Genomic DNA, 23,307 nt, shown 5'->3' on the forward strand with positions numbered 1-23,307 from the left:
TATGAAGCGAGCCCGGTAGCAGAAATGCAGCCGGGCTCTTGCAGGATCAGATAAACAGTACGCCAACGAGGGTGATGACGCTGAGGATTGCCGCCAGGCCGTAGAAGACCCACTTACCGTTGGGCACATGGATTTTCAGGTCGTGCATGGCGTGGTGAATACGGTGTAGACCGCACCACAGCGGCAGGACAATCATCAGAAACAGGAACGCGCGGCCGATAAAGCTTTGGGCAAAGGCCAGCACGCGTTCATAGCTGAAGGCGTCGGCCGGGGCGAGCCCCAGCGGCAGCAAGATGCCGACCAGCAGCACCATCACCGGCGCGACAATCGCGCCCCACATACCGCCAGCGCCAAACAGCCCCCAGAATACGGGTTCGTCGGAACGTTTCGGATTGGGATTAATCATCTCAGCCTCCTTACCAGAACAGAGCGACAAACAGGACTACCACGGTGACCACTGCCGTCACCACCCAGAGCCCTTTAATGACCGGCTCTGGCCCCATTTTTTCGCCTTTGATGATGACGTTGGCGGCTTTCGGCGCCAGCTCAAACCAGGTTTTGGTGTGCAGCAGCGCCGCCGCCAGAGTGATCAGATTGAGGATCACCACCACCGGGTTTTGCAGGAATCCGATATATCCCGCCCAGCTTTCGGCGCCGTGCTTGAGGGCAAACAGCCCGTAAATCAGCACAATGCTAAACCATACCGTCGGTACCGCCGTGCCTTCCCGCACCATGTAGAAGCGATAAAACGGCAGTTTTTTCCACCAGGTGGAGGTCATCGGCCGCACGTAGGGTTTGCGTTTCGTCGTCATAATGCACTCCTTAGCGTGGTTTCAGGGTCGCGATAAGAAAGTCTTTCGAGCTTTCCACCTTGCCCTGCTGGATCGCGGCCGCCGGGTCGACGTGCTTCGGACACACTTCCGAGCAGTAGCCCACGAAAGTGCAGGTCCAGACGCCGTTCTGGCCGTTAAGCTGCGCCATACGTTCCTTTTTGCCGTGGTCGCGGCTGTCTTCGTTGTAGCGGTGGGCGAGCGTGATCGCCGCCGGGCCGATGAACTCCGGGTTCAGGCCGAACTGCGGGCAGGCGGCATAGCACAGCCCGCAGTTGATGCAGCCGGAGAATTGATGGTATTTGGCCATCTGGGCTGGGGTCTGCTTGTTTGGCCCCTGGTCCGGCGTGCGGTTATTGCCGATGATATACGGCTTAATGGCCTCCAGGCTTTCGATAAAGTGGGTCATATCCACCACCAGATCGCGCTCGATTGGGAAGTTGGCCAGCGCCTCAACCTTTAAACCTTTGGTGTAATCACGCAGGAATGTTTTGCAGGCCAGCTTCGGCACCTTGTTGACCATCATGCCGCAGGAGCCGCAGATCGCCATCCGACAGGACCAGCGGTAGCTCAGGTCCGGCGCCAGGTTGTCTTTAATGTAACCCAGCGCGTCCAGCAGCGAGGTTTGCTCATCATAGGGCACGTCATAGAACGCGCTATGCGGTGCGGTGTCGACCTCCGGGTTGTAGCGCACCACTTCGACTTTCAGGGTTTTCAGCTCAGCCATGGGTGGTCTCCTTCTTCTCGGCCGCTTCCGCTTCGGCGCCATAAACACGTTTTGCCGGTGGCAGCGTGGTGATCTTCACGTCGCCATATTCCAGACGGGTGGTGCCATCGGCCTCGCGGAAGGCGAGGGTGTGCTTGAGGAAGTTGACGTCGTCGCGCTCGGTACAGCCTTCATCCAGACGCTGATGCGCACCGCGCGATTCTTTACGCGCGATGGCCGAGTGCGCCATACATTCGGCAACGTTCAGGCCGTGGCCCAGCTCAATGGTGTAAAGCAGGTCGGTGTTGAATACGCTGGAGTTGTCGGTAATGCGCACGCGCTTAAAGCGTTCCTGCAGCTCAGCCAGCTTATCGATAGTTTTCTGCATCAGCTCCGGCGTACGGTAGATGCCGCAGCCTTCCTCCATCGACAGGCCCATTTCGTCACGGATTTTCGCCCAGTTTTCGTTACCTTCCTGGTTCACGAGCGCTTTTAGACGTTGCTCCACATCCGCAGCCTGCGCATCCAGTGCGGCGCTATTCGCCTCGGTCGTCTGAGCGGCGCGCTGCATGGCCTGTTCCCCGGCCAGACGGCCGAAGACCACCAGCTCGGCCAGCGAGTTGGAACCTAGACGGTTGGCGCCGTGCAGACCGACGGACGAGCATTCGCCCACGGCAAATAGCCCTTTAATCCGGGTTTCGCATTGCTGATCGGTTTCGATACCACCCATGGTGTAGTGCGCGGTCGGCCGTACCGGAATCGGCTCTTTCACCGGGTCGACGCCGACGTAGGCTTTCGCCAGCTCACAGATAAACGGCAGACGCTCCAGCAGTTTTTTCTCGCCGAGGTGGCGGAGATCGAGGTAGACCACGTCACCGCGTGGCGTCGGGATGGTGTTTCCTTTCCGCCATTCGTGCCAGAAGGCCTGGGAAACTTTGTCGCGTGGACCCAGCTCCATATATTTGTTCTTCGGTTCGCCGAGCGGGGTTTCCGGGCCCATGCCGTAATCCTGCAGGTAGCGATAGCCGTTTTTGTTGACCAGAATCCCGCCTTCCCCGCGGCAGCCTTCGGTCATCAGGATCCCGGAGCCCGGCAGACCAGTCGGGTGATACTGAACAAATTCCATATCGCGCAGCGGCACACCATGGCCCAGCGCCATACCCATACCATCACCAGTAACGATGCCGCCGTTGGTGTTGTAGCGATAGACGCGCCCGGCACCACCGGTGGCCAGCACGACCGCGTTGGCGCGGATCTGCACCAGGGTGCCTTCCATCATATTCATCGCCACCAGGCCGCGGGCCTGCCCGTCATCGACCAGCAGGTCAAGGACGAAATGCTCATCAAAGCGTTGAATTTGGGGAAACTGAAGGGAGGTCTGGAAGAGGGTATGCAGCATGTGGAAGCCGGTTTTATCGGCGGCAAACCAGGTGCGTTCGATTTTCATACCACCGAAGCGCCGGACGTTGACGCTGCCGTCAGGGCGGCGGCTCCACGGGCATCCCCACTGTTCCAGTTGGGTCATTTCCGTCGGGCAGTGATGAACGAAATAGTCGACGACATCCTGCTCGCACAGCCAGTCGCCTCCGGCGACGGTGTCGTGAAAATGGTACTCAAAGCTATCGTGATCCTGGGCAACGGCTGCGGATCCCCCTTCTGCAGCGACCGTATGGCTGCGCATCGGATAGACTTTAGAAATCAGGGCGATTTTGGCATTGGGGTTGGCCTGTGCGGCAGCGATAGCGGCACGAAGGCCTGCTCCGCCGGCACCAATTACGGCGAGATCGGCTTGAAAAGTTTGCACGACATTCCTCCAGTTTTAGTGTATTTCGCCGCCGGGCTGGCGAAAAAGTATCACTGCTCCTTTATAGGTACAGGAGTATAGCCGTAGGGTCAGTATGGAAAATTGACGTGTTCGATTTTTTTATCGATATGTGCGGTTATTTATCAGTGATATTTATGCATTCAGGTTAACGATAGATTAATGGCATGTAATCTGCCGGGGATTGCACAAAATTTGTTTCACTCGCCGGTTGCGAGTAGACTTCGTGCCCTTGTTTGTAACCGGAGAAAGTACCATGAGCGAGACGGCAACCTGGCAGCCGAGCGCACCCATTCCCAATCTGTTGAAACGCGCGGCGGTGATGGCGGAAATCCGCCGTTTCTTTACCGATCGCGGCGTGCTGGAGGTGGAGACGCCTTGCATGAGTCAGGCGACGGTAACGGATATTCATTTGTTCCCGTTCGAAACCCGTTTCGTCGGCCCGGGCCATTCACAGGGACTCAATCTGTACTTGATGACCAGTCCGGAATACCACATGAAGCGCCTGCTGGCGGCGGGCTGCGGTCCGGTTTTCCAGTTGTGTCGCAGCTTTCGTAATGAAGAGATGGGCCGGCATCACAATCCGGAGTTCACCATGCTGGAGTGGTATCGTCCGTGCTATGACATGTATCGCCTGATCAACGAGGTGGACGACCTGCTGCAGCAGGTTCTGGAGTGTCAGCCAGCGGAAAGCCTCTCCTATCAGCAGGCGTTCCAGCGTCATCTGGATATTGATCCGCTCTCTGCTGATAAAACGCAGCTGCGTGAAGTCGCGGCGAAGCTGGATTTAAGCAATATCGCCGATACTGAAGAAGATCGCGACACGCTGCTGCAACTGTTGTTCACCATGGGCGTGGAGCCGCACATCGGCAAAGATCGGCCGACGTTTATCTATCATTTCCCGGCCACCCAGGCCTCTTTAGCGCAGATCAGCCCGGAAGATCATCGGGTCGCTGAGCGCTTCGAGGTTTACTACAAAGGTATTGAGCTGGCGAATGGTTTCCACGAGCTGACCGATGCCCGCGAACAGCGCCTGCGATTTGAGCAGGACAACCGCAAACGCGCCGCGCGCGGCCTTCCGCAGCAGCCTATCGATAACAACCTGCTGGCGGCACTGGAGGCGGGCCTGCCGGACTGCTCCGGCGTCGCGCTGGGCGTTGACCGTGTAGTGATGCTGGCGCTGGGTGCCGAAAGCATCGGTGAGGTGATCGCCTTTACGGTCGACCGCGCCTGATGGCGCTGTCACCTCCTGCCGCCTGAGAGCGGGGGAGGTGACAGACCCGCCCTGAAAACAACGCACTCACGCTGTCCCGGTTTTAGCCCGAATACCCACAATCTCCTTCCGTGCTTTTGCTACTATCCGCGCTCATTTTTTGAGGCCAGGCGTTGCCTGTTGGGCGATGCCCACGTTTGGATAGATTTATGCATCAACAATTCAAGAAGATGAGCCTGATTGGGCTGATTCTGATGATCTTCACTTCGGTGTTTGGCTTTGCCAACAGCCCGTCGGCGTTTTATCTGATGGGCTACAGTGCGATGCCGTTTTATCTTTTTTCCGCCCTCTTTTTCTTTATTCCGTTCGCGCTGATGATGGCGGAGATGGGCTCGGCTTATCGTCGCGAAGAGGGCGGGATCTATTCCTGGATGAACCACAGCGTCGGGCCGCGCTTTGCTTTCATCGGCACCTTTATGTGGTTTGCGTCGTACGTGGTGTGGATGGTGAGTACGGCGGCTAAAATTTGGGTGCCGTTATCCACCTTTTTGTTTGGCGCGGACAAAACCCAGACCTGGGCGCTGGCTAGCCTGACCCCGACGCAGACGGTGGGCATTCTGGCAGCCTGCTGGATGGGCATCGTGACCTTTATTGCCGTCAAAGGGATCAATAAAATCGCCAAAATCACCGCCGTCGGCGGTATCGCGGTGATGGGGCTTAACCTGGTGCTACTGCTGGTGAGTGGGGCGATCCTCCTGCTCAACGGCGGCCATTTCGCCCAGCCGTTAAACTTCACCCTTTCACCTAATCCCGGGTATCAGTCGGGCATGGCGATGCTGTCGTTTGTAGTATTTGCCATCTTTGCCTACGGCGGAATTGAGGCGGTCGGCGGCTTAGTGGATAAGACCGACAAGCCGGAAAAGAACTTTGCCAAAGGCATTATCATCGCGGCGATCGTTATCTCGGTCGGTTACTCGCTGGCGATTGTGTTGTGGGGCGTGAGCGCCAACTGGCAGCAGGTGCTTGGCGCGCGTTCGACCAACCTCGGCAACATCACCTATGTGCTGATGACCAGCCTCGGGACGACGCTCGGCCAGGCTCTGCACCTGACGCCAGAGTCGGCGGCCCTGACCGGAGTCTGGTTCGCCCGTATTACCGGCCTGTCGATGTTTCTCGCCTATACCGGTGCATTCTTCACCCTCAGCTATTCGCCCCTGAAAGCGATTATTCAGGGCACGCCAAAAGCGCTCTGGCCGTCGGTGATGACCCGTCTTAACGTCAACGGCATGCCCGCCGCGGCGATGTGGCTGCAGTGCCTGCTGGTCGGGGTGTTTATTGTGCTGGTGTCGTTCGGCGGGGATAGTGCTTCGGCGTTTTATAACAAGCTGACGCTGATGGCCAATGTCTCCATGACCTTGCCCTACCTGTTCCTGACCATCGCCTTCCCGTTCTTCAAGGCGAAAACGCATCTCGACCGGCCGTTCGTGATTTTCAAAAACCGACCGTCGACGCTGCTGGCGACCGGCGTGGTGTTGCTGGTGGTGACCTTCGCCAATATCTTCACCATTATCCAACCCGTCATCGACAGCGGGGACTGGAACAGCACCCTGTGGATGGTCGGTGGGCCGATCTTCTTCTCACTGCTGGCGCTGGGGATCTACGAAAGCTACCGTCGGCGCATGGCGTCCGGCGCGCTGGTGATGGAGAGTTAGAGAGCCTGCCCGGCGTTGCTGCCGGGCAGGTGATGACTTACAGTCCGCCAGCCGTACGGCGGCTGGTTTTTCCGGCCGAGGTCATGGTTTTACTGCTTTGCCTGCCGTCGATACTTTCCAGACGCATCTGGAACGGAGGGAACGGCATATCAATGCCATGTTCGCGGAAGCCCGCCAGGATCAACTGATGCATCTCATGGCGCAGCGGCATGCGGTGCCCCATCTCGGCGGCAAAAATACGCAGCTCGAAAATCTGGATCCCCTGCTGCAGGTCGACGAGAAACGCCTCTGGTGCTGGGGTATCGATGACCAGCGAGCAACGATGCGCCGCGGCGATGAGAATTTTCGTTACCTCATCGGTATCGGCGTCCACGGGGGCCGGCACCGTCAGCACCACGCGGGTGACCGAGTCCGACAGCGACCAGTTGATAAACTGTTCGGTAATGAACGCCTTGTTCGGCACGATAATCTCTTTCCGGTCCCAGTCGCTGATGGTGGTCGCACGGGTATTAATGCGGGTGACGCTGCCCGTCAGGTCGCGAATGGTGACCGTATCGCCGATACGGATCGGCTTCTCAAACAGGATAATCAGGCCGGAGATAAAGTTGGCGAAGATCTCCTGCAGGCCAAAGCCGAGACCCACACCCAGCGCGGCGACCAGCCACTGCAGCTTCGACCACTCAATACCGATCATCGAGAAGCCCACCAGCCCGCCGACGAGCATCAGCAGATACTTGGTGATGGTGGTGATGGCGTAGCCGGTGCCGGGCGTTAAATCGAGATGCTGGAGGATCGCCAGCTCCAGCAGCGCGGGCAGGTTGCGTACCAGCTGAGTGGTGATGATCAGCACCAGAATGGCAATCAACACCGCGCCAAGCGTGATCGGCTCAAGACTTTCCACCCCTTGTACCGTCGAGGTCACGTCCCACAGCGAGATATTCTCAAGGAAGCCAAACGCCGAGTGAATTTCCGACCACAGCACGATGACCGACAGCAGCGCAATCAGCATCAGCAGGGAGCGCACAAGCCGCAGCGACTGAGTACTGATGGCATCGAGGTCGACCTCGCTGATCTCCGTTTCCACCGACCCCTCCGGGCTGCTGACGTGAACGGGCTCATCTTCGCCGCGGGCACGCTGAGCGAGAATTTCCGCGCGACGGTGGCGGGCCCGGTCGAAGGCCAGCCGGCGGCGCTGGATCAGCATCCAGCGGCGGATGATGTGATAGACCACCAGCAGCAGGAACCAGATGGCGACCGAGGTTTCCAGACGTGCAAGCAGCGCCTGGGCGGTGGCGAGGTAGCCGACGGCGGCCGCCAGCATGGCCACCAGCGGGGCGCCAAGCATCAGGTTCCACAGCAGGCGGTTCACCATATTGTCGCCATTCCCCTCTTTATCCAGATAGAGCGGGATACCGGCGTGCTTAAGGCTCAGCGTGACCACCGCCAGCGCGCCGCAGATCAACAGGAAGCACAGGCGGCCCAGCGAAGCGGAGAACTCGCGGTCGTTAAGATTATCGAACATGATCAGCGCCATAATCAGCGGCACAATCAGCCCGATGCTCATCAGGTAGTAGCGCATCGCTTTCGCCACGCGGTTACGCGGCCAGCCAAAGTGGGCGATAAACAGCCCGTTTGGCCGGGCGAAGGTGGCGCAGATCATCACCACCCACAGCAAAGGCACGGTCGCCGTGACCCCATCGCCTATCGCCACCGCCAGCGGGAAGGGCCAGGCGGACTGCAGGCCATAGCCGAGCGTCATCCACAGCACCGGCAGCGGCGAGGCCACCAGTATCGACCAGAAGACCGTGCGCAGCGTCAGCCAGAAGTGATCCTGGGTGACTTTCCCCACCCGGGCGCTGGAGCGCTCAAGGAAGCGGGTGAAATGGCGCCGCGAGCTGATGCTGAAGCCAACCAGCAGCAGGGCGGCAAACAGCGGCAGCAGAGTCTCTTTGCTGGTGAGCATCATCGCGCTGGCTTTGCCCAGTTCGCTGATGGTATCCAGGGAGATCAGGCGCCGCAGATCCTGGACAATCTCCAGCGGCCAGGAGAAGCCGATAGGGCTGACGTCCGAAGTCCAGAACAGATAGCGGTGAGTCGCTTCGTTGATCTCTTTCAGCGCGTCTTCCAGCTGGCCGTTGGCGACCTTCAGCTTGGTGAGCTCCAGCATCAGGGTATCGCCGCCGCGCAGCAGCGAGTTCAGCAGCTCGTTCTGCGTGCGCAGCTGCGCCTGCAGGATTTTGTTCTGCTCGCTGGTCAGCGGTTCGCCGTCGGCCTGACGGATCTGCCGCAGCTGCGGCTGCTTACTCAGCAAATCTTCAAAGCGCAGACGCTGCACGCGTAGCTGTGCCATTTCCGTATCCAGCTGCTGTGGGCGAGGGCGCTCCGGCAGTCGCGCCACCTGGGCGCGCAGGGCTTCGCCCAGCAGGTTGGAAGAGCCCAGCCACTGCGATTGCTCGCGCAGGGTGTTTAACGCCTGGCGCACCTGCAGCGTTTGATTCGTCGCCTGCCGCTGCTGGGACGCCACCAGATCCATGCGCTGCGCCTGCTGGTTCAGCGCCTGGGAGAGCTCCCGGTTGACCTTGAACTGCGCGTTGATGTCCGGCGGCAGGTTTTCACTGTTCTCCGCCAGCAGTTCGGTGCTCTCCAGCGCCTTTTCCGCTTCCCGCTGGCGCTGGCTGTTCTGTAAATTGCGCAGCGCCTGCAGATAGGCATCCAGTTGTTCGCTCTGCTTTTGCGCCAGCTCGGAACGGGCGCGCGACAGCTCCTGGCGGTTGTTGGCGGAAAGCTGGGCGAGGTCGAGTTCATCCACCAGCGCCTTCAGGCGCGCCGATTCCGCCTGCAGGGCAAGATTTTGCGCCTGGGCGAGAGCATTGTTGCCGGTTTGCGTGCCGATGCGGCGCTCAACCTCATTGAGCTGACGACGGGCATCGGTTTGCTGTTGCGGCAGCTGGTTCAGGGAGTCGGCGATTTCACGCGCGCGATCCTGCTCCTGCTGCGCCTGGCGGCTCGATTCCAGCAGCTGGCTGCTGACCTGCAGGATCTCCTGGTTCAGCGCATCGGCGGTCAGGCCGGTTGGCACCTGGCGCGGTTCTTCGCTCAGATTGTTGAGCTGAGAGCGCAGGCTTTGAAACAGTTTGGGGAAATTATCGATAACGTCCTGATACTGACGGGCGCGCTCGAGGGACGATTTTTGCTCCTCAAGCGCGTTCAGCGCGGACTGTAGAACTTCAACGGTTTCAGGCTGGGCGGGCTTTGCCGCCTTCGCCTGTTCCAGTTCCTGGGTTATCTGTTTAGCATCCGGGGCTGTCGCAGCGTACGCCCCGAAACTGAGGCTCAAGGCCAACAGGAAAGTGTATATCAGGCGCACGGCATAACCCTTTTTGCTGAAGAATTAACCTTGGTCTTGTGTATCGTCAACCAGCGGGCTGGCGCGGTGTTCGGCGCGGATCTCTTCTTCCGGTAACGGCGCGGGTTCAGCAGCGGCGCTGGCTTCCACGGCGGTCGCCAGCGGTTGGCCGATTTTAGTCACGGACAGGCTTTGCAGCGAGTCAACCAGCTTCACCTGGCCCGGGGCGAACAGGTTGATCACGGTGGAACCCAGTTTGAAGCGGCCCATCTCCTGGCCTTTCAGCAGGGCGACGGAGCCTTCGCTGTCACCCGCGGGCCAGGTCCAGCGTTTAATAATGCCTTCGCGCGGCGGGGTCACGGTGCCGGACCACACGGTCTCGATGCTGCCGACGATAGTCGCGCCCACCAGAATTTGCGCCATCGGGCCAAACTCAGTATCAAACAGGCAGATGACGCGCTCGTTACGGGCGAACAGGTTAGGCACATTCTGCGCCGTCAGATGGTTAACCGAGAACAGGTCGCCAGGGACGTAGATCATTTCGCGCAGGATGCCGTTGCACGGCATGTGCACGCGGTGATAGTCGCGCGGCGACAGATAGGTGGTGGCGAAGCTGCCGTTACGGAACAGGTCGGCCATTTGATAGTTGCCGGCCAGCAGGGCTTCCAGGCTGTAGTCATGACCTTTGGCCTGCAGGATTTTATCGTCTTCAATGGCGCCAAGCTGGCTGATCACGCCGTCTGCCGGCATCACCAGCACGTTGGGATCGGTATTCAGCGGGCGAACGTCGTCGCGCAGCGGACGCACAAAGAAATCGTTGAAGGTGCGATAAGCCGCGGTATCCGGCTTCTGCGCCTCTTTCATATCGACCTTGTAGTATTTCACGAACAGATCGATGACCAGTTTCGTCAACCAACCTGCGCGTTTGCTCGCACCCCAGCCTGCGAGGCGGGTGAGCCACAGTTTAGGCAGAATGTATTGCAGTGAAAGTTTAAGATCGTTTAACAAAGTAGCCTCCAGGCCATGATATGTCGTTCCTGACCCCGCCCGCGGGCGGGGACATGAAAAAAGGGGACGATTCTATACGTAAACCTCGCCAAATGGCATCCGCGTTAGTCGCAGTTTGACCGCGTCCTGGCAGAGCCTGACGTGACGCTCAGCTTAATGATCAGTCATCGGACGAGGAAAAGTTTTTACGCGTTTTTACCTGTACCTGCTCCATGCTTTCGAGGATGCGGTGGTAGTTCTCAAAACGGCTTTCGGCGATCTTGCCGTTCTCTACCGCTTCGCGAAGCGCACAGCCAGGATCGTTATCGTGTTTACAGTCGCGGTATTTGCAATGGCCTAAATAATCATGGAATTCGACAAAGCCATTGGTGATTTGTTCCGCTTCCAGATGCCAGAGGCCGAATTCACGAACGCCCGGTGAATCAATTACATCGCCGCCGTGCGGGAAGTGGTAGAGGCGCGCCGCGGTGGTGGTGTGCTGGCCTAAGCCGGAAACGTCCGAGACATCATTGGTGAGGATCTGATCCTCATTCAGCCCCAGCAGGGCGTTCAGCAGGCTCGATTTACCGACCCCGGACTGCCCGGCGAAAATGCTGATGCGGTCGGTCAGGGCCGCTTCCAGCGGCTTGAGGCCGTCCTGAGTCCGACTGGAGACCATGAGCACGCGGTAACCGATATTGCGGTAGATGTCCATTTGCTCATTGACGAAGCGCAGGCCATCGTCATCCAGCAGATCGATTTTATTCAGAACGATTAACGGCTCGATATCCTGCGCCTCGCAGGCCACCAGATAACGATCGATAATATTCAATGACAGCTCAGGCAGGATCGCGGAAACCACCACGATCTGATCGATATTGGCGGCGATAGGCTTCACGCCGTCGTAAAAATCCGGACGCGTCAGGACGGAGGTGCGCTCATGCACCGCTTCGACGATCCCTTTGACGTTTACGCCGTCGGCGGCATCTTTACCCGGCCGCCAGACCACGCGGTCGCCAGTGACCAGCGAACGGATTGTCCGGCGAATGTTGCAGCGATGGACGCTGCCGTCAGCGGATTCGACGTCGGCATGCATGCCAAAGCGACTGATGACAATGCCTTCCGACGTTTCGCCAAACAGGTTGTCATCGTAGTCGGCCTTCTCCGCAGTGGTTTTCAGGCGGCGCTGGTGGTTGGCGTTGACGCGGCGCTGCTGGCCTTTGGAGAGTTTATTTTTACTCAATCGAACTGGCTCCTGGTCGCCCTGATGGGGCAAAACCTCTATGATACACGCTATTTTAGATGAATATAGTCACGCAAGAAGGGTGGAAAATAGCATGAGTGCAAATGAAAACAACCTCATTTGGATCGATCTTGAGATGACAGGGCTGGATCCGGAGCGCGATCGCATTATCGAAATCGCCACCCTGGTGACCGATGCCAACCTGAACATTTTAGCTGAAGGGCCGACCATCGCCGTGCATCAGTCGGATGCTCAGCTGGCATTAATGGACGAGTGGAATGTGCGGACCCATACCGGCAGCGGACTGGTGGATCGCGTGAAGGCCAGCACCGTCGGCGAGCACGATGCCGAACTGGCGACCATTGAGTTTCTTAAGCAGTGGGTGCCGGCGGGCAAGTCGCCCATCTGCGGCAACAGCATCGGCCAGGATCGTCGCTTCCTGTTTAAGTACATGCCGCAACTGGAAGCCTATTTCCACTACCGCTATCTGGACGTCAGCACGCTGAAAGAGCTGGCTCGCCGCTGGAAGCCGGAAATTCTTGACGGCTTTAAAAAGCAGGGCACCCATCAGGCGATGGACGATATCCGCGAGTCGGTCGCCGAGCTGGCCTACTATCGCGAGCATTTCATTAAGCTGTAAACCACGACTGGCTGTGAAAACCGGGCCTGGTGCGGCCCGGTACATCTTTCTGATTATTTAAACCACTTTTGCTGCATCTGCTGGAAGTCAGGCGTCGCCATGACCGCGATCAGGGCATCGTTGATGGCATTCAGCAACTCCGGATCGTCTTTGCGCACCGCAATCGCATACTGCTTACCGTAATAAGCCGGGTCGGTGGCCCGCTCATCCATGATGGCGTAGTCAGGGTTCTCTTGTTGCCAGGCGTCAAGGGTGGCGAAGTCGCTCATGACGCCGGTTATTTCGCCGGCTTTCAGCGCGGCTAAAGCGCTGGCGACGTCGTCGTAAGGGATCGCCTGCACGGCCTTCTGCTTATCGCGCAGATAGTGCTGATGCAGCGTGCCTTTCACCACGCCGATTTTTTTGGCTTTCAGATCGGCAAAGGTATGGGCGACATCTTTATTGACGATCACCACCCCGGAGAGCGCCTGGCGATAGGGGCGGCTAAAGGCGACCTGCTTCTCGCGCATTGGGATCACTTCCATACCGGCAATCACCGCATCAAACTTCTTAAAGCGCAATGCCGGGATCAGGGTATCGAAACGCTGCGCCGTAAACTGGCACTGCGCCTGCATCTGCTGGCACAGGGCGTGAGCAAGATCGATATCAAAGCCGATGGGCTGATTTTTGCCGTTGGTGGTGACAAATGGTGGATTGGCTGTGGTGGTGCCAAAATGGAGCGTCTCGGCTGACGCGGTTCCAATGGCCAGCGTGCTCAGCAGCAGGACGGTGAGGACTTTTCTCATGCTAATTCCCTGTTTGGCGTCGTGGTGGCCGCGTTGTACGTCGCGCCACCGCAATATGATGCGAGCGATTTTGCGTCATTCAGCCGGACGGAAAAAGCAATTTTGCCCGTTATGACGCTTATTTATACAATTCAGCGGCGTAGGTGGCGAGAAAATGTCCATTTAAACAAAAAACGCAAAAAAGTGATCGTCAGGGGGTTGCAGGGGCATCGAATTCTCGTATAATGCGCCTCCCGTAACGACGCAGAAATGCAAATTACGACGCCATCAAAATATGGCAAAAAAAGCAGTAACGCGGGAATAGCTCAGTTGGTAGAGCACGACCTTGCCAAGGTCGGGGTCGCGAGTTCGAGTCTCGTTTCCCGCTCCAAAATTTGAAAGCACCATCCTGATCACAGGATTTCAACTCGCAGATGCGAGGCGAAAGCCGAAGATTAAGCGGGAATAGCTCAGTTGGTAGAGCACGACCTTGCCAAGGTCGGGGTCGCGAGTTCGAGTCTCGTTTCCCGCTCCAAAATTTGAAAGACATACCACACCAGTCGCAGTATTCAGGTTGCTACACGGTAGCTTGAATGACGATGATTAAGCGGGAATAGCTCAGTTGGTAGAGCACGACCTTGCCAAGGTCGGGGTCGCGAGTTCGAGTCTCGTTTCCCGCTCCAAATTTTCTTCCATCTCTTATTTATCCACAGTGCAATCCAGCGCCGGGGATGATTTTCGTTTGATCTTCAGAAATACTGTGAACAGAGTTATCCACAGGTTATGGTTTCATCCATGACGGCGGGAATGCTTCGCTTTGTAAATAGTATCTTTGTATCTCTTTGAAATTTAACATTTAAATTTCATTTCAAAATGTTAATTCGATCACTTGACCTTGGTCGGCGCCTTGAAACGCAATGTGTTTTAGATTTTATTCACAGCCTGTGAATGAATCAGGCGTCGCGTGGCAAGCCTTTCTCTACCACCCTGACCAGACGTAATTTTTTCGGCAGCTGTACTTCGACGGCGTCGGCGTTCCGCTTGTTTATTTGCTTAGTGATAGCCCATTCGATGTGCTCGTCGAGAAGCGGGTGCTCACCCCGGCGACTCTCCAGCGCGCGAAGATGAGCTTCATCCCAGGGCGCGTTGCCCAGCGCGACGGCGATATTGCGCAGCCAGCGCAGATGGCCAATGCGACGAATCGCCGACCCTTCGGTTACCTTCAGAAACCACGCTTCGCTCCAGGCGAACAGCTCCACCAGCGGTGGCGCATGCAGCGCTTTGCGTGGGCTGAAATCCTCTTCATCGGTGAGCTGTGAGAAACGGTTCCACGGGCAGATGAGCTGGCAATCATCACAACCGTAAATACGGTTGCCGATAAGCGGACGGAACTCCTCCGGGATAGCGCCTTCCAGTTCGATGGTGAGATAGGAGATGCAGCGCCGGGCGTCGACGGTGTAGGGCTCAACGATGGCGCCGGTGGGGCAGATGGTCATGCAGGCGACGCAGCGTCCGCACTCCTCCGCAACCGGGCTGTCGACTGGCAGGGGGAGGTCGATCAGCAGTTCGCCGAGGAAAAAGAATGACCCCGCGTCGCGGCTTAAGATAAGTGAGTGCTTACCTGTCCAGCCAAGGCCCGCTTTTTCTGCGATTGGCCGTTCCAGGATAGGCGCGGAATCGACAAAAGGTCTAAAATTGAGCGAAGCACACTGTTCCTGAATCTTCTCCCCCAGTTTTTTCAGGCGATTACGTAGCAGCTTATGATAATCACGCCCGAGGGCATAACGGCTGACGTAACCCAGCGCGGGATCTTTCAGGGTGCGGGCAAAGGCGGCGTTGGCGGGCAGATAGTTCATCCGCACGCTGATGACGCGTAACGTACCGGGCAGCAGTTCGTGGGGGCGGGCGCGCATCATTCCGTGACGGGCCATCCACTCCATTTCGCCATGGTATTGTTTATCCAGCCATGCCTGCAGTTTGGGTTCACTGGCGCTGAGGTCGGTATCGGCGATACCCACCTGCTGGAACCCGAGCTCTGTGCCCCATTGTTTGATTTGTTGCGCTAACTGAACGAGATCGAGGGGCTGTGACATGATGGACCATACAATGACGAAAAACCCTGACAGTATACCATACAACATTTGGCCTGCGGAGGCGCTGCGCCTGGCCGAACGAGAGGCGGCGGACAGCCTGGGGCTGACGCTGTTCGAACTGATGCAGCGCGCGGGCGAGGCGGCCTTTCAGCTGGCCAGCCGCGCTTATCCCGCCAGCGCGCACTGGCTGATCCTCTGCGGACATGGCAACAACGGCGGCGACGGATATGTCGTCGCGCGTCTGGCACAGGCCGCGGGGCGGCGGGTGACGTTGCTGGCGGTAGAGAGTGACAGCCCGCTGCCGGAAGAGGCGCAGGCGGCGCGGGAGGCGTGGCTTAACGCCGGCGGTGTGATCCATGCGGCGACTATCCCATGGCCCGACGATATCTCACTGATTATTGATGGCCTGCTCGGCACCGGTCTGCGCAGTGCGCCGCGCGATCCCGTCGCGGCGCTCATCCACCAGGCGAACCACCACCCGGCGCCGGTGGTGGCGCTGGATATCCCTTCCGGCCTGAATGCGCAGACCGGCGCGACGCCAGGTGCAGTGGTTCAGGCTGACCACACCCTGACCTTTATCGCCCTCAAACCCGGGCTGCTGACCGGCAAGGCGCGGGATGTCGTCGGGCATCTCCATCATCATGCCCTTGGGCTCGAGCGCTGGCTCGCCGGGCAAAGTACTCCCCTGACGCGGTTTTGCGCCGCCCACCTCGCCGACTGGCTGCCGCCGCGGCGGGCCACCTCCCATAAGGGTGATCACGGCAAGCTGGTGATTGTCGGCGGCGATCGCGGCACGGCAGGCGCTATCCGTATGTGCGGTGAAGCGGCCCTACGCAGCGGTGCCGGGCTGGTGCGAGTGCTTACTCACTCTGAGAACATCGCGCCCATTGTCACCGTGCGGCCGGAATTAATGGTGGATGAACTGACGCCGCAGACTCTGAAAGCCGCGCTGGAGTGGGCTGATGTGGTGGCGATTGGCCCGGGCCTGGGGCAGCGCGAATGGGGGCGCAGCGCACTGCGCACGGTGGAAAGTTTTAACAAACCGATGGTCTGGGACGCCGACGCGCTGAACCTGCTGGCATTCAATCCCGATAAACGTCACAATCGCGTGCTAACGCCGCACCCCGGCGAAGCGGCCCGTCTGCTGAATGTCAGCGTGGCAGAAATTGAAAGCGATCGCTTACTTTCTGCGCAGCGTCTGGTAAAACGGTATGGTGGCGTGGTTGTGCTGAAAGGCGCGGGCACGGTGGTGGCCCGTGAAAGCGGGGCGATGGGCATTATCGATGCCGGCAATGCCGGGATGGCCAGCGGCGGGATGGGCGATGTGCTTACCGGCATTATTGCCGCATTGTTAGGACAGCACCTGACGCCGTATGATGCAGCCTGTGCCGGGTGCGTCGCTCATGGCGACGCCGCCGACCGGCTGGCCGCCCGCGAGGGCACCCGCGGCATGCTGGCGACCGATCTCTTTTCCACGCTCAGGCGTGTTGTTAACCCGGATGTGATTGACGTAGACCATGATTAACCGAGTGATTCCTTTACCCGATGAGCAGGCCACGCTGGCCCTTGGCGACCGCATCGCGCAGGTCTGTACCGGCGCCACCGTGATTTATCTGTATGGTGATTTAGGCGCGGGGAAAACGACCTTCAGCCGCGGCTTTTTGCAGGCGCTCGGTCACCGCGGCAATGTCAAAAGCCCAACCTATACCCTGGTGGAGCCGTATACCCTCGAGAATCTGATGGTATATCACTTCGATCTCTACCGACTGGCGGATCCTGAGGAGCTCGAATTTATGGGGATCCGTGATTATTTTGCCGACGATGCCATCTGCCTGGTGGAATGGCCGCAGCAAGGCGCAGGTGTCCTGCCTGACCCGGACGTTGAAATTCACCTTGATTACCAGGCACAAGGGCGTGAGGCGCGTATTACCGCGATCTCCTCACGGGGTGAATCTTTACTGGCGCGTTTAGCCATTTAGCCTGAAGGATGACGGGATGAAGTATCGCATAACCACCTGGCTTGCCGCTGCGCTAATGCTGTCGAGTCTTCACGCCACTGCGGCGAGTTTATCCGATATCCAGGTCTCCAACGGAGACCAGCAGGCCCGTATTACCCTGAGCTTTGTCGGTGAGCCGGAGTACTCCTTTTCCCCACAGGGCAAACGTCTGGTAGCACTGGATATCAAGCAGACCGGCGTATTGCAGGGACTACCGCTGCAGTTTAGCGGCAGTAACCTGGTGAAAAGTATTCGCGCCGGTACGCCGCAGGATACGCAGACGCTGCGTCTGCTGGTGGATCTGACGGAAGATGGTAAAACGCGAGCGGTGAAGCAGCAGAACGGGGCGAATTACACGGTGGTTTTTACCATCAACGCCGACGCACCACCGCCACCGCCACCGCCGCCCGTGGTGGTGAAACGGGCTGACCCGCCGCCGGTGATGCCTTCCCGGACGGCGACGGCAGGGCGTAACCCATTCAGCTCGTCGGGCCATGAACGGCAGACGGCGATGACCTCCTCTCAGCCGGCGATGACCAACAATCAGACCGTGACTCGCCCGGCGGCCCGTACGGTGTCGGCGGATGATAAGGTGATTATCGCCATCGATGCCGGACACGGCGGCCAGGATCCAGGCGCGATTGGCCCGAACGGCACCAAAGAGAAGAACGTGACTATCGCCATCGCGCGCAAGCTGCGGGCGTTACTGAACGCCGATCCGCAGTTTAAGCCGGTGCTGACCCGCGACGGAGATTACTTTATTTCGGTGATGGGGCGCTCTGACGTGGCGCGTAAGCAAAACGCCAACTTCCTCGTCTCTATCCATGCTGATGCCGCGCCAAACCGCGATGCGACCGGCGCCTCGGTGTGGGTGCTCTCGAACCGTCGCGCCAACAGCGAAATGGCCGGTTGGCTCGAGCAGCATGAGAAGCAGTCTGAACTGCTCGGCGGGGCAGGCGACGTGCTGGCGAACAGCCAGGCCGACCCCTATCTGAGCCAGGCGGTGCTGGATCTGCAGTTCGGTCATTCCCAGCGCGTCGGCTACGATGTGGCGACCAACGTGCTGAGCCAGCTGCAGCGCATTGGCAACCTGCACAAACGCCGCCCGGAGCATGCCAGCCTCGGTGTATTGCGCTCGCCGGATATCCCGTCGATCCTCGTGGAAACGGGCTTTATCAGTAACAACGGTGAAGAGCGGCTGCTGGGGAGTGAGGATTACCAGGAGCAGATCGCACAGGCGATTTACAACGGCCTGCGTAACTACTTTATGCAGCATCCGCTGCAGTCGGCGCCTCGAGGGGAGGCGGCGCAGACCGCCAGCGCCGCAGCGCCAGGTGGGATGTTGATTAACTAAGGAGCAGGGGATGCCGATTCAGGTTCTGCCGCCGCAGCTCGCCAACCAGATTGCCGCCGGCGAAGTGGTGGAGCGGCCCGCGTCGGTGGTGAAAGAGCTGGTTGAGAACAGCCTTGATGCTGGCGCTACGCGGATTGACATTGATATCGAACGCGGCGGCGCGAAGCTCATTCGCATCCGCGATAACGGCAGCGGCATCAAAAAAGACGAGCTGGCGCTGGCCCTGGCTCGTCATGCGACCAGCAAGATCGCTTCGCTTGACGATCTGGAGGCGATTATCAGCCTCGGCTTTCGCGGCGAAGCGCTGGCCAGTATCAGTTCGGTGGCGCGCTTAACGCTGACTTCGCGGACGGCGGAGCAGCAGGAAGCCTGGCAGGCTTATGCCGAAGGCCGCGATCAGGCGGTAACGGTGAAGCCGGCGGCGCACCCGGTCGGCACCACCCTGGAAGTCCTCGATCTGTTCTACAACACGCCGGCGCGGCGCAAATTTATGCGCACCGAAAAAACCGAGTTCGGCCATATTGACGAAGTGGTGCGCCGCATTGCGCTGGCGCGCTTCGACGTCACCATTAACCTCAGCCATAACGGCAAGGTGATGCGCCAGTATCGGGCAGTGGCGCAGGATGGCCAGCGGGAGCGGCGGCTGGGAACCATTTGCGGCACCGCTTTTCTCGAACATGCGCTGGCGATCGAGTGGCAGCATGGCGATCTGACCCTGCGCGGCTGGGTTGCCGATCCGCTCCATACCACCCCGGCGCTGGCGGAAATTCAGTACTGTTACGTCAACGGGCGGATGATGCGCGACCGGCTGATCAACCATGCTATCCGCCAGGCCTGTGAAGACAAGCTGGGGGCCGATCAGCAGCCGGCGTTTGTGCTGTATCTGGAGATCGATCCCCATCAGGTGGATGTGAACGTCCATCCGGCCAAGCATGAGGTGCGTTTCCATCAGTCGCGCCTGGTGCATGACTTTATCTACCAGGGCGTACTGAGCGTGCTGCAGCAGCAGCTTGATGCGCCGCTCGCGGAACAAGACGACCCGCCGGCGCCGCGCCAGATGCCGGAGAACCGCATCGCCGCAGGCGGCAATCAGTTTGCTCGCCCGTCGGAAGCGCGTGAACCGGCAACCCGATTCAGCATGACATCGTCGCGTGAGCCGGCTGCCTCCGGCGGCAGTTCGGGCGGCGCGAGCTGGCCGCATGCGCAGCCGGGTTACCAGAAGCAGCAGGGGGCGCTTTATCGTCAGTTGCTCGACACGCCCGCCGCGCCGCGACCCGCGCAGCCGTCCGTCGCCCCGGCGGAACTGGCTGGTCACAGTCAGAGTTTTGGCAGAGTGCTGACGATTGTCGGCGGCGACTGCGCGCTGCTGGAGAGCGAGGGCAGTCTGGCGCTGCTGTCGTTGACCGTTGCCGAGCGCTGGCTGCGCCAGGCGCAGTTGACGCCGGGGGTGGAAGCGGTATGTGCCCAGCCGCTGCTGATCCCGTTGCGGTTAAAAGTCACGGAAGGGGAGAAGCGGGCGCTGGCCGCTGCGCAGTCGGCGCTGACGCAGCTGGGGATCGAGCTCCATACCGATGCCCTGCACGTGACGGTGCGCGCGGTCCCTTTACCCTTAAGACAACAAAATTTACAAATCTTGATTCCTGAACTGATAGGCTACCTGGCGCAGCAAAACGCATTCGACGTCGGCAACATCGCCCAATGGATGGCACGTAATCTGACGAGCGAACAGGCGTCATGGAATATGGCGCAGGCGATTGCGCTGCTGGCGGACGTCGAACGTCTTTGCCCGCAGCTGGTGAAAACACCGCCGGGCGGCCTGTTACAACCTGTAGATCTCCATTCGGCGATGAATGCCCTGAAAGATGAATGATGTAACCGAGGCGAGCCTGCCCAAGGCAATTTTTTTAATGGGCCCGACGGCCTCAGGCAAAACCGCGCTGGCGATAGCCTTACGTAAAGTTTTGCCAGTAGAGTTGATTAGTGTTGATTCCGCCCTCATTTATCGGGGAATGGATATTGGCACTGCCAAACCGGATGCCGCGGAGCTTAGCGCTGCGCCGCACCGGCTGCTGGATATTTTGGATCCCGCAGAAGCCTATTCCGCGGCTGATTTTCGCCGCGACGCGCTGGCGGCGATGGCCGATATTGTCGCTGCCGGGCGAATTCCGCTGTTAGTCGGCGGAACGATGTTGTATTTCAAAGCGTTGCTGGAAGGATTGTCGCCCTTACCGTCGGCTGACCCAGAGGTCAGAGCGCGGATTGAGCAGCAGGCCGCAGAGCAGGGATGGAACGCGTTACATCAGCAATTACAGGCGATCGATCCCGTGGCTGCTGCGCGTATTCATCCAAATGATCCGCAAAGGCTTTCCCGGGCACTGGAAGTTTTTTTCATTTCGGGTAAAACTTTAACGGAACTGACGCAAACGTCAGGAGACGCTCTGCCATATCAGGTGCATCAGTTCGCCATCGCCCCGGCGAGCCGTGAACTGCTCCATCAACGCATAGAACAGCGTTTTCATCAGATGTTAGCTTCAGGTTTTGAAGCAGAAGTACGGGCGCTTTTTGCCCGCGGAGATTTGCATACGGATATGCCTTCCATCCGTTGTGTTGGATACCGCCAGATGTGGTCATACCTCAATGGCGAGATCCCGTATGATGAGATGGTTTATCGAGGTGTTTGCGCCACGAGACAGTTAGCCAAACGTCAGGTCACCTGGCTGCGCGGTTGGGAAGGTGTGCACTGGTTAGACAGTGAACAACCTGAACAAGCGCTCAACAAAGTATTACAGGTTGTTGGTGCGAGCCAGAACTGAACGTGTACAATTAAACGGTATCGTGCGTAATTTTTTTTAAGAATCGTAAGGTTCTGAGTACAAAACAAGCATACATATAAGGAAAAGAGAGAATGGCTAAGGGGCAATCTTTACAAGATCCGTTCCTGAACGCTTTGCGTCGGGAACGTGTTCCGGTTTCTATTTATTTGGTGAATGGTATCAAGCTGCAAGGGCAAATTGAGTCTTTCGATCAGTTCGTGATCCTGTTGAAGAACACGGTCAGCCAGATGGTCTATAAGCACGCAATTTCTACTGTTGTCCCGTCTCGCCCGGTGTCTCACCACAGCAATAATGCTGGCGGCGGTTCCAGTAACTATCACCACGGTGGTAGCGCGCAGGGCTCTTCTGCGCCGCAACAAGACAGCGACGACGCCGAATAAGGCCAGTGCTGTTTTTCCACGCCGGGGAGCCAGGTTTTCTGCGTTCCCCGCTGGTATTTTATAAGGGGTTTACGCTTGTTTGACCGTTATGACGCCGGTGAGCAGGCGGTACTGGTACACATCTATTTTTCGCAAGACAAAGATATGGAAGATCTCCAGGAGTTTGAAACTCTGGCCTCTTCCGCCGGTGTCGAAGCAATGCAGGTGATTACCGGTAGCCGTAAAGCACCGCACCCGAAGTATTTTGTTGGTGAAGGTAAGGCAGTCGAAATTGCGGAAGCCGTTAAAGCGACCGGCGCGTCGGTCGTGCTCTTCGATCATGCCCTGAGTCCGGCACAAGAACGCAACCTGGAACGCCTGTGCGAATGCCGGGTTATCGATCGTACCGGTCTTATTTTAGATATTTTCGCCCAGCGCGCGCGCACCCATGAAGGGAAACTGCAGGTTGAGCTGGCGCAGTTGCGCCATATGGCGACCCGCCTCGTCCGCGGCTGGACCCACCTTGAAAGACAGAAGGGCGGGATTGGTTTGCGTGGCCCGGGTGAAACCCAGCTCGAAACCGACCGTCGTTTATTGCGTAACCGCATCATGCAGATCCTGTCGCGACTGGAAAAAGTTGAGAAACAGCGTGAGCAGGGGCGGCGGTCGCGCGCGAAAGCCGATATTCCAACCGTGTCGCTGGTGGGCTACACCAACGCCGGAAAATCAACGCTCTTTAACCAGATCACCGCCGCCGAGGTCTATGCCGCGAACCAGCTGTTCGCCACCCTGGACCCGACGCTGCGCCGCATTGACGTCCCTGACGTCGGCGAAACGGTGCTGGCCGATACCGTCGGCTTTATTCGCCATCTGCCGCACGATCTGGTAGCCGCGTTTAAAGCGACGTTGCAGGAGACGCGTCAGGCGACGCTGCTGCTGCATGTGATTGACGCGGCGGATGTCCGCGTGCAGGAAAACATTGATGCGGTAAATACGGTTCTCGCTGAGATTGAGGCCGATGAGATCCCAGCGCTGCTGGTGATGAACAAAATCGACATGCTTGACGATTTTGAACCGCGCATCGATCGCGACGATGAAAATAAACCGATTCGGGTCTGGCTTTCAGCGCAGACCGGGGTTGGCGTACCACTGCTTTTTCAGGCATTAACGGAACGTCTTTCCGGTGAAGTGGCCCAGCATACGCTGCGCTTACCGCCGAAAGAAGGGCGACTGAGAAGCCGTTTCTATCAGCTTCAGGCGATAGAAAAAGAGTGGATGGAGGATGACGGCAGCGTGAGTCTGCAGGTGCGCATGCCGATCGTTGACTGGCGGCGCCTCTGTAAGCAAGAGCCAACGCTTGTTGACTATGTGGTTTAACCTTGCAGCTTGCCTGAAGATATTGACCCC

The 23,307-nt window shown here is 58.5% G+C and carries 19 protein-coding genes and 3 tRNA genes; 13 read left to right on the forward strand and 9 right to left on the reverse strand.

Annotation, left to right across the window (positions count from 1 at the left end; all coding sequences use genetic code 11):
• Window positions 1–46: 46 nt before the first annotated feature.
• From frdD to frdA, 4 genes are read right to left on the reverse strand one after another with little or no spacing between them, the layout of a single operon-like run.
• Entirely contained in the window at window positions 47–406 is a 360-nt protein-coding gene (gene frdD, locus CWM53_RS28410; RefSeq protein WP_061156043.1) for a fumarate reductase subunit FrdD, read from the reverse strand.
• Window positions 407–416: 10 nt separating this feature from the next.
• Window positions 417–812 carry a fumarate reductase subunit FrdC gene (gene frdC, locus CWM53_RS28415; RefSeq protein WP_074387291.1) on the reverse strand — a complete coding sequence of 132 codons (396 nt, stop codon included), beginning with the start codon at window positions 810–812 and terminating at the stop codon, window positions 417–419.
• A 10-nt stretch (window positions 813–822) separates the two neighbouring features.
• Window positions 823–1,557, reverse strand: a complete 735-nt coding sequence (locus tag CWM53_RS28420) for a succinate dehydrogenase/fumarate reductase iron-sulfur subunit (protein ID WP_061156041.1) — start codon at window positions 1,555–1,557, stop codon at window positions 823–825.
• On the reverse strand, window positions 1,550–3,340 hold the full coding sequence (frdA, locus tag CWM53_RS28425; RefSeq protein WP_061156040.1) for a fumarate reductase (quinol) flavoprotein subunit: 1,791 nt from the start codon (window positions 3,338–3,340) through the stop codon (window positions 1,550–1,552). Before frdA ends, CWM53_RS28420 begins: the two co-directional genes overlap by 8 nt.
• A gap of 274 nt (window positions 3,341–3,614) precedes the next feature.
• Here frdA and epmA point away from each other — a divergent pair, with 274 nt between their 5' ends.
• On the forward strand, window positions 3,615–4,592 hold the full coding sequence (gene epmA, locus CWM53_RS28430; RefSeq protein WP_008807206.1) for an elongation factor P--(R)-beta-lysine ligase: 978 nt from the start codon (window positions 3,615–3,617) through the stop codon (window positions 4,590–4,592).
• Window positions 4,593–4,780: 188 nt separating this feature from the next.
• Entirely contained in the window at window positions 4,781–6,283 is a 1,503-nt protein-coding gene (yjeM, locus tag CWM53_RS28435; protein WP_074387290.1) for a glutamate/gamma-aminobutyrate family transporter YjeM, read from the forward strand.
• A 37-nt stretch (window positions 6,284–6,320) separates the two neighbouring features.
• Here yjeM and mscM read toward each other — a convergent pair whose 3' ends face one another.
• From mscM to rsgA, 3 genes are all read right to left on the reverse strand, one after another.
• Window positions 6,321–9,650, reverse strand: a complete 3,330-nt coding sequence (gene mscM / locus CWM53_RS28440; protein WP_074387289.1) for a miniconductance mechanosensitive channel MscM — start codon at window positions 9,648–9,650, stop codon at window positions 6,321–6,323.
• Window positions 9,651–9,674: 24 nt separating this feature from the next.
• On the reverse strand, window positions 9,675–10,637 hold the full coding sequence (gene asd / locus CWM53_RS28445; RefSeq protein WP_074387288.1) for an archaetidylserine decarboxylase: 963 nt from the start codon (window positions 10,635–10,637) through the stop codon (window positions 9,675–9,677).
• A gap of 160 nt (window positions 10,638–10,797) precedes the next feature.
• Complete coding sequence (rsgA, locus tag CWM53_RS28450; protein WP_100730100.1) at window positions 10,798–11,859, reverse strand: small ribosomal subunit biogenesis GTPase RsgA; 1,062 nt, start codon at window positions 11,857–11,859, stop codon at window positions 10,798–10,800.
• Window positions 11,860–11,953: 94 nt separating this feature from the next.
• Between rsgA and orn the strand changes: the two genes are divergently transcribed.
• Window positions 11,954–12,499, forward strand: a complete 546-nt coding sequence (gene orn, locus CWM53_RS28460) for an oligoribonuclease (protein ID WP_074387286.1) — start codon at window positions 11,954–11,956, stop codon at window positions 12,497–12,499.
• Window positions 12,500–12,552: 53 nt separating this feature from the next.
• Here orn and CWM53_RS28465 read toward each other — a convergent pair whose 3' ends face one another.
• Complete coding sequence (locus CWM53_RS28465) at window positions 12,553–13,284, reverse strand: transporter substrate-binding domain-containing protein (RefSeq protein ID WP_100730101.1); 732 nt, start codon at window positions 13,282–13,284, stop codon at window positions 12,553–12,555.
• Window positions 13,285–13,578: 294 nt separating this feature from the next.
• Here CWM53_RS28465 and CWM53_RS28475 point away from each other — a divergent pair.
• From CWM53_RS28475 to CWM53_RS28485, 3 genes are all read left to right on the forward strand, one after another.
• Window positions 13,579–13,654, forward strand: a tRNA-Gly gene (locus CWM53_RS28475).
• A 68-nt stretch (window positions 13,655–13,722) separates the two neighbouring features.
• Window positions 13,723–13,798, forward strand: a tRNA-Gly gene (locus CWM53_RS28480).
• 72 nt (window positions 13,799–13,870) lie between these two features.
• Window positions 13,871–13,946: transfer RNA gene (locus CWM53_RS28485), tRNA-Gly, on the forward strand.
• Between the two features lie 270 nt (window positions 13,947–14,216).
• Here the strand turns inward: CWM53_RS28485 and queG are convergent.
• On the reverse strand, window positions 14,217–15,356 hold the full coding sequence (gene queG, locus CWM53_RS28490) for a tRNA epoxyqueuosine(34) reductase QueG (protein WP_074387284.1): 1,140 nt from the start codon (window positions 15,354–15,356) through the stop codon (window positions 14,217–14,219).
• A gap of 13 nt (window positions 15,357–15,369) precedes the next feature.
• Here queG and nnr point away from each other — a divergent pair, with 13 nt between their 5' ends.
• From nnr to hflX, 7 genes are all read left to right on the forward strand, one after another.
• The gene (gene nnr, locus CWM53_RS28495) at window positions 15,370–16,881 is read left to right on the forward strand and encodes a bifunctional ADP-dependent NAD(P)H-hydrate dehydratase/NAD(P)H-hydrate epimerase (RefSeq protein WP_165785145.1); all 1,512 of its coding nucleotides are present in this window, start codon (window positions 15,370–15,372) and stop codon (window positions 16,879–16,881) included.
• Window positions 16,874–17,335, forward strand: coding sequence for a tRNA (adenosine(37)-N6)-threonylcarbamoyltransferase complex ATPase subunit type 1 TsaE (tsaE, locus tag CWM53_RS28500; protein WP_008807197.1), 462 nt, complete (start codon window positions 16,874–16,876; stop codon window positions 17,333–17,335). Before nnr ends, tsaE begins: the two co-directional genes overlap by 8 nt.
• A 16-nt stretch (window positions 17,336–17,351) precedes the next feature.
• Window positions 17,352–18,707, forward strand: a complete 1,356-nt coding sequence (gene amiB, locus CWM53_RS28505; protein ID WP_074387282.1) for an N-acetylmuramoyl-L-alanine amidase AmiB — start codon at window positions 17,352–17,354, stop codon at window positions 18,705–18,707.
• Window positions 18,708–18,717: 10 nt separating this feature from the next.
• Window positions 18,718–20,577, forward strand: coding sequence for a DNA mismatch repair endonuclease MutL (mutL, locus tag CWM53_RS28510; protein ID WP_100730123.1), 1,860 nt, complete (start codon window positions 18,718–18,720; stop codon window positions 20,575–20,577).
• Complete coding sequence (gene miaA, locus CWM53_RS28515; RefSeq protein WP_061156030.1) at window positions 20,570–21,520, forward strand: tRNA (adenosine(37)-N6)-dimethylallyltransferase MiaA; 951 nt, start codon at window positions 20,570–20,572, stop codon at window positions 21,518–21,520. Before mutL ends, miaA begins: the two co-directional genes overlap by 8 nt.
• A 92-nt stretch (window positions 21,521–21,612) precedes the next feature.
• Window positions 21,613–21,921: an RNA chaperone Hfq gene (hfq, locus tag CWM53_RS28520; protein ID WP_002885659.1), complete on the forward strand. Its 309-nt coding sequence runs from the start codon at window positions 21,613–21,615 to the stop codon at window positions 21,919–21,921.
• 75 nt (window positions 21,922–21,996) lie between these two features.
• Entirely contained in the window at window positions 21,997–23,277 is a 1,281-nt protein-coding gene (gene hflX / locus CWM53_RS28525; RefSeq protein WP_004146725.1) for a ribosome rescue GTPase HflX, read from the forward strand.
• The last annotated feature ends 30 nt before the right edge of the window (window positions 23,278–23,307 follow it).

It is taken from the genome of Klebsiella sp. A-Nf5 (assembly GCF_002810545.1).
In the GTDB taxonomy this organism is placed as follows: Bacteria; Pseudomonadota; Gammaproteobacteria; order Enterobacterales; family Enterobacteriaceae; genus Klebsiella; species Klebsiella variicola.

What these genes read in the sequence shown, in the direction of transcription:
- frdD (WP_061156043.1), bottom strand. Translation starts at nt 406, where the DNA reads ATGATTAATCCCAATCCGAAACGTTCCGACGAACCCGTATTCTGGGGG.
- frdC (WP_074387291.1), bottom strand. Translation starts at nt 812, where the DNA reads ATGACGACGAAACGCAAACCCTACGTGCGGCCGATGACCTCCACCTGG.
- CWM53_RS28420 (WP_061156041.1), bottom strand. Translation starts at nt 1,557, where the DNA reads ATGGCTGAGCTGAAAACCCTGAAAGTCGAAGTGGTGCGCTACAACCCG.
- epmA (WP_008807206.1), top strand. Translation starts at nt 3,615, where the DNA reads ATGAGCGAGACGGCAACCTGGCAGCCGAGCGCACCCATTCCCAATCTG.
- yjeM (WP_074387290.1), top strand. Translation starts at nt 4,781, where the DNA reads ATGCATCAACAATTCAAGAAGATGAGCCTGATTGGGCTGATTCTGATG.
- orn (WP_074387286.1), top strand. Translation starts at nt 11,954, where the DNA reads ATGAGTGCAAATGAAAACAACCTCATTTGGATCGATCTTGAGATGACA.
- CWM53_RS28465 (WP_100730101.1), bottom strand. Translation starts at nt 13,284, where the DNA reads ATGAGAAAAGTCCTCACCGTCCTGCTGCTGAGCACGCTGGCCATTGGA.
- queG (WP_074387284.1), bottom strand. Translation starts at nt 15,356, where the DNA reads ATGTCACAGCCCCTCGATCTCGTTCAGTTAGCGCAACAAATCAAACAA.
- nnr (WP_165785145.1), top strand. Translation starts at nt 15,370, where the DNA reads ATGACGAAAAACCCTGACAGTATACCATACAACATTTGGCCTGCGGAG.
- tsaE (WP_008807197.1), top strand. Translation starts at nt 16,874, where the DNA reads ATGATTAACCGAGTGATTCCTTTACCCGATGAGCAGGCCACGCTGGCC.
- amiB (WP_074387282.1), top strand. Translation starts at nt 17,352, where the DNA reads ATGAAGTATCGCATAACCACCTGGCTTGCCGCTGCGCTAATGCTGTCG.
- mutL (WP_100730123.1), top strand. Translation starts at nt 18,718, where the DNA reads ATGCCGATTCAGGTTCTGCCGCCGCAGCTCGCCAACCAGATTGCCGCC.
- miaA (WP_061156030.1), top strand. Translation starts at nt 20,570, where the DNA reads ATGAATGATGTAACCGAGGCGAGCCTGCCCAAGGCAATTTTTTTAATG.
- hfq (WP_002885659.1), top strand. Translation starts at nt 21,613, where the DNA reads ATGGCTAAGGGGCAATCTTTACAAGATCCGTTCCTGAACGCTTTGCGT.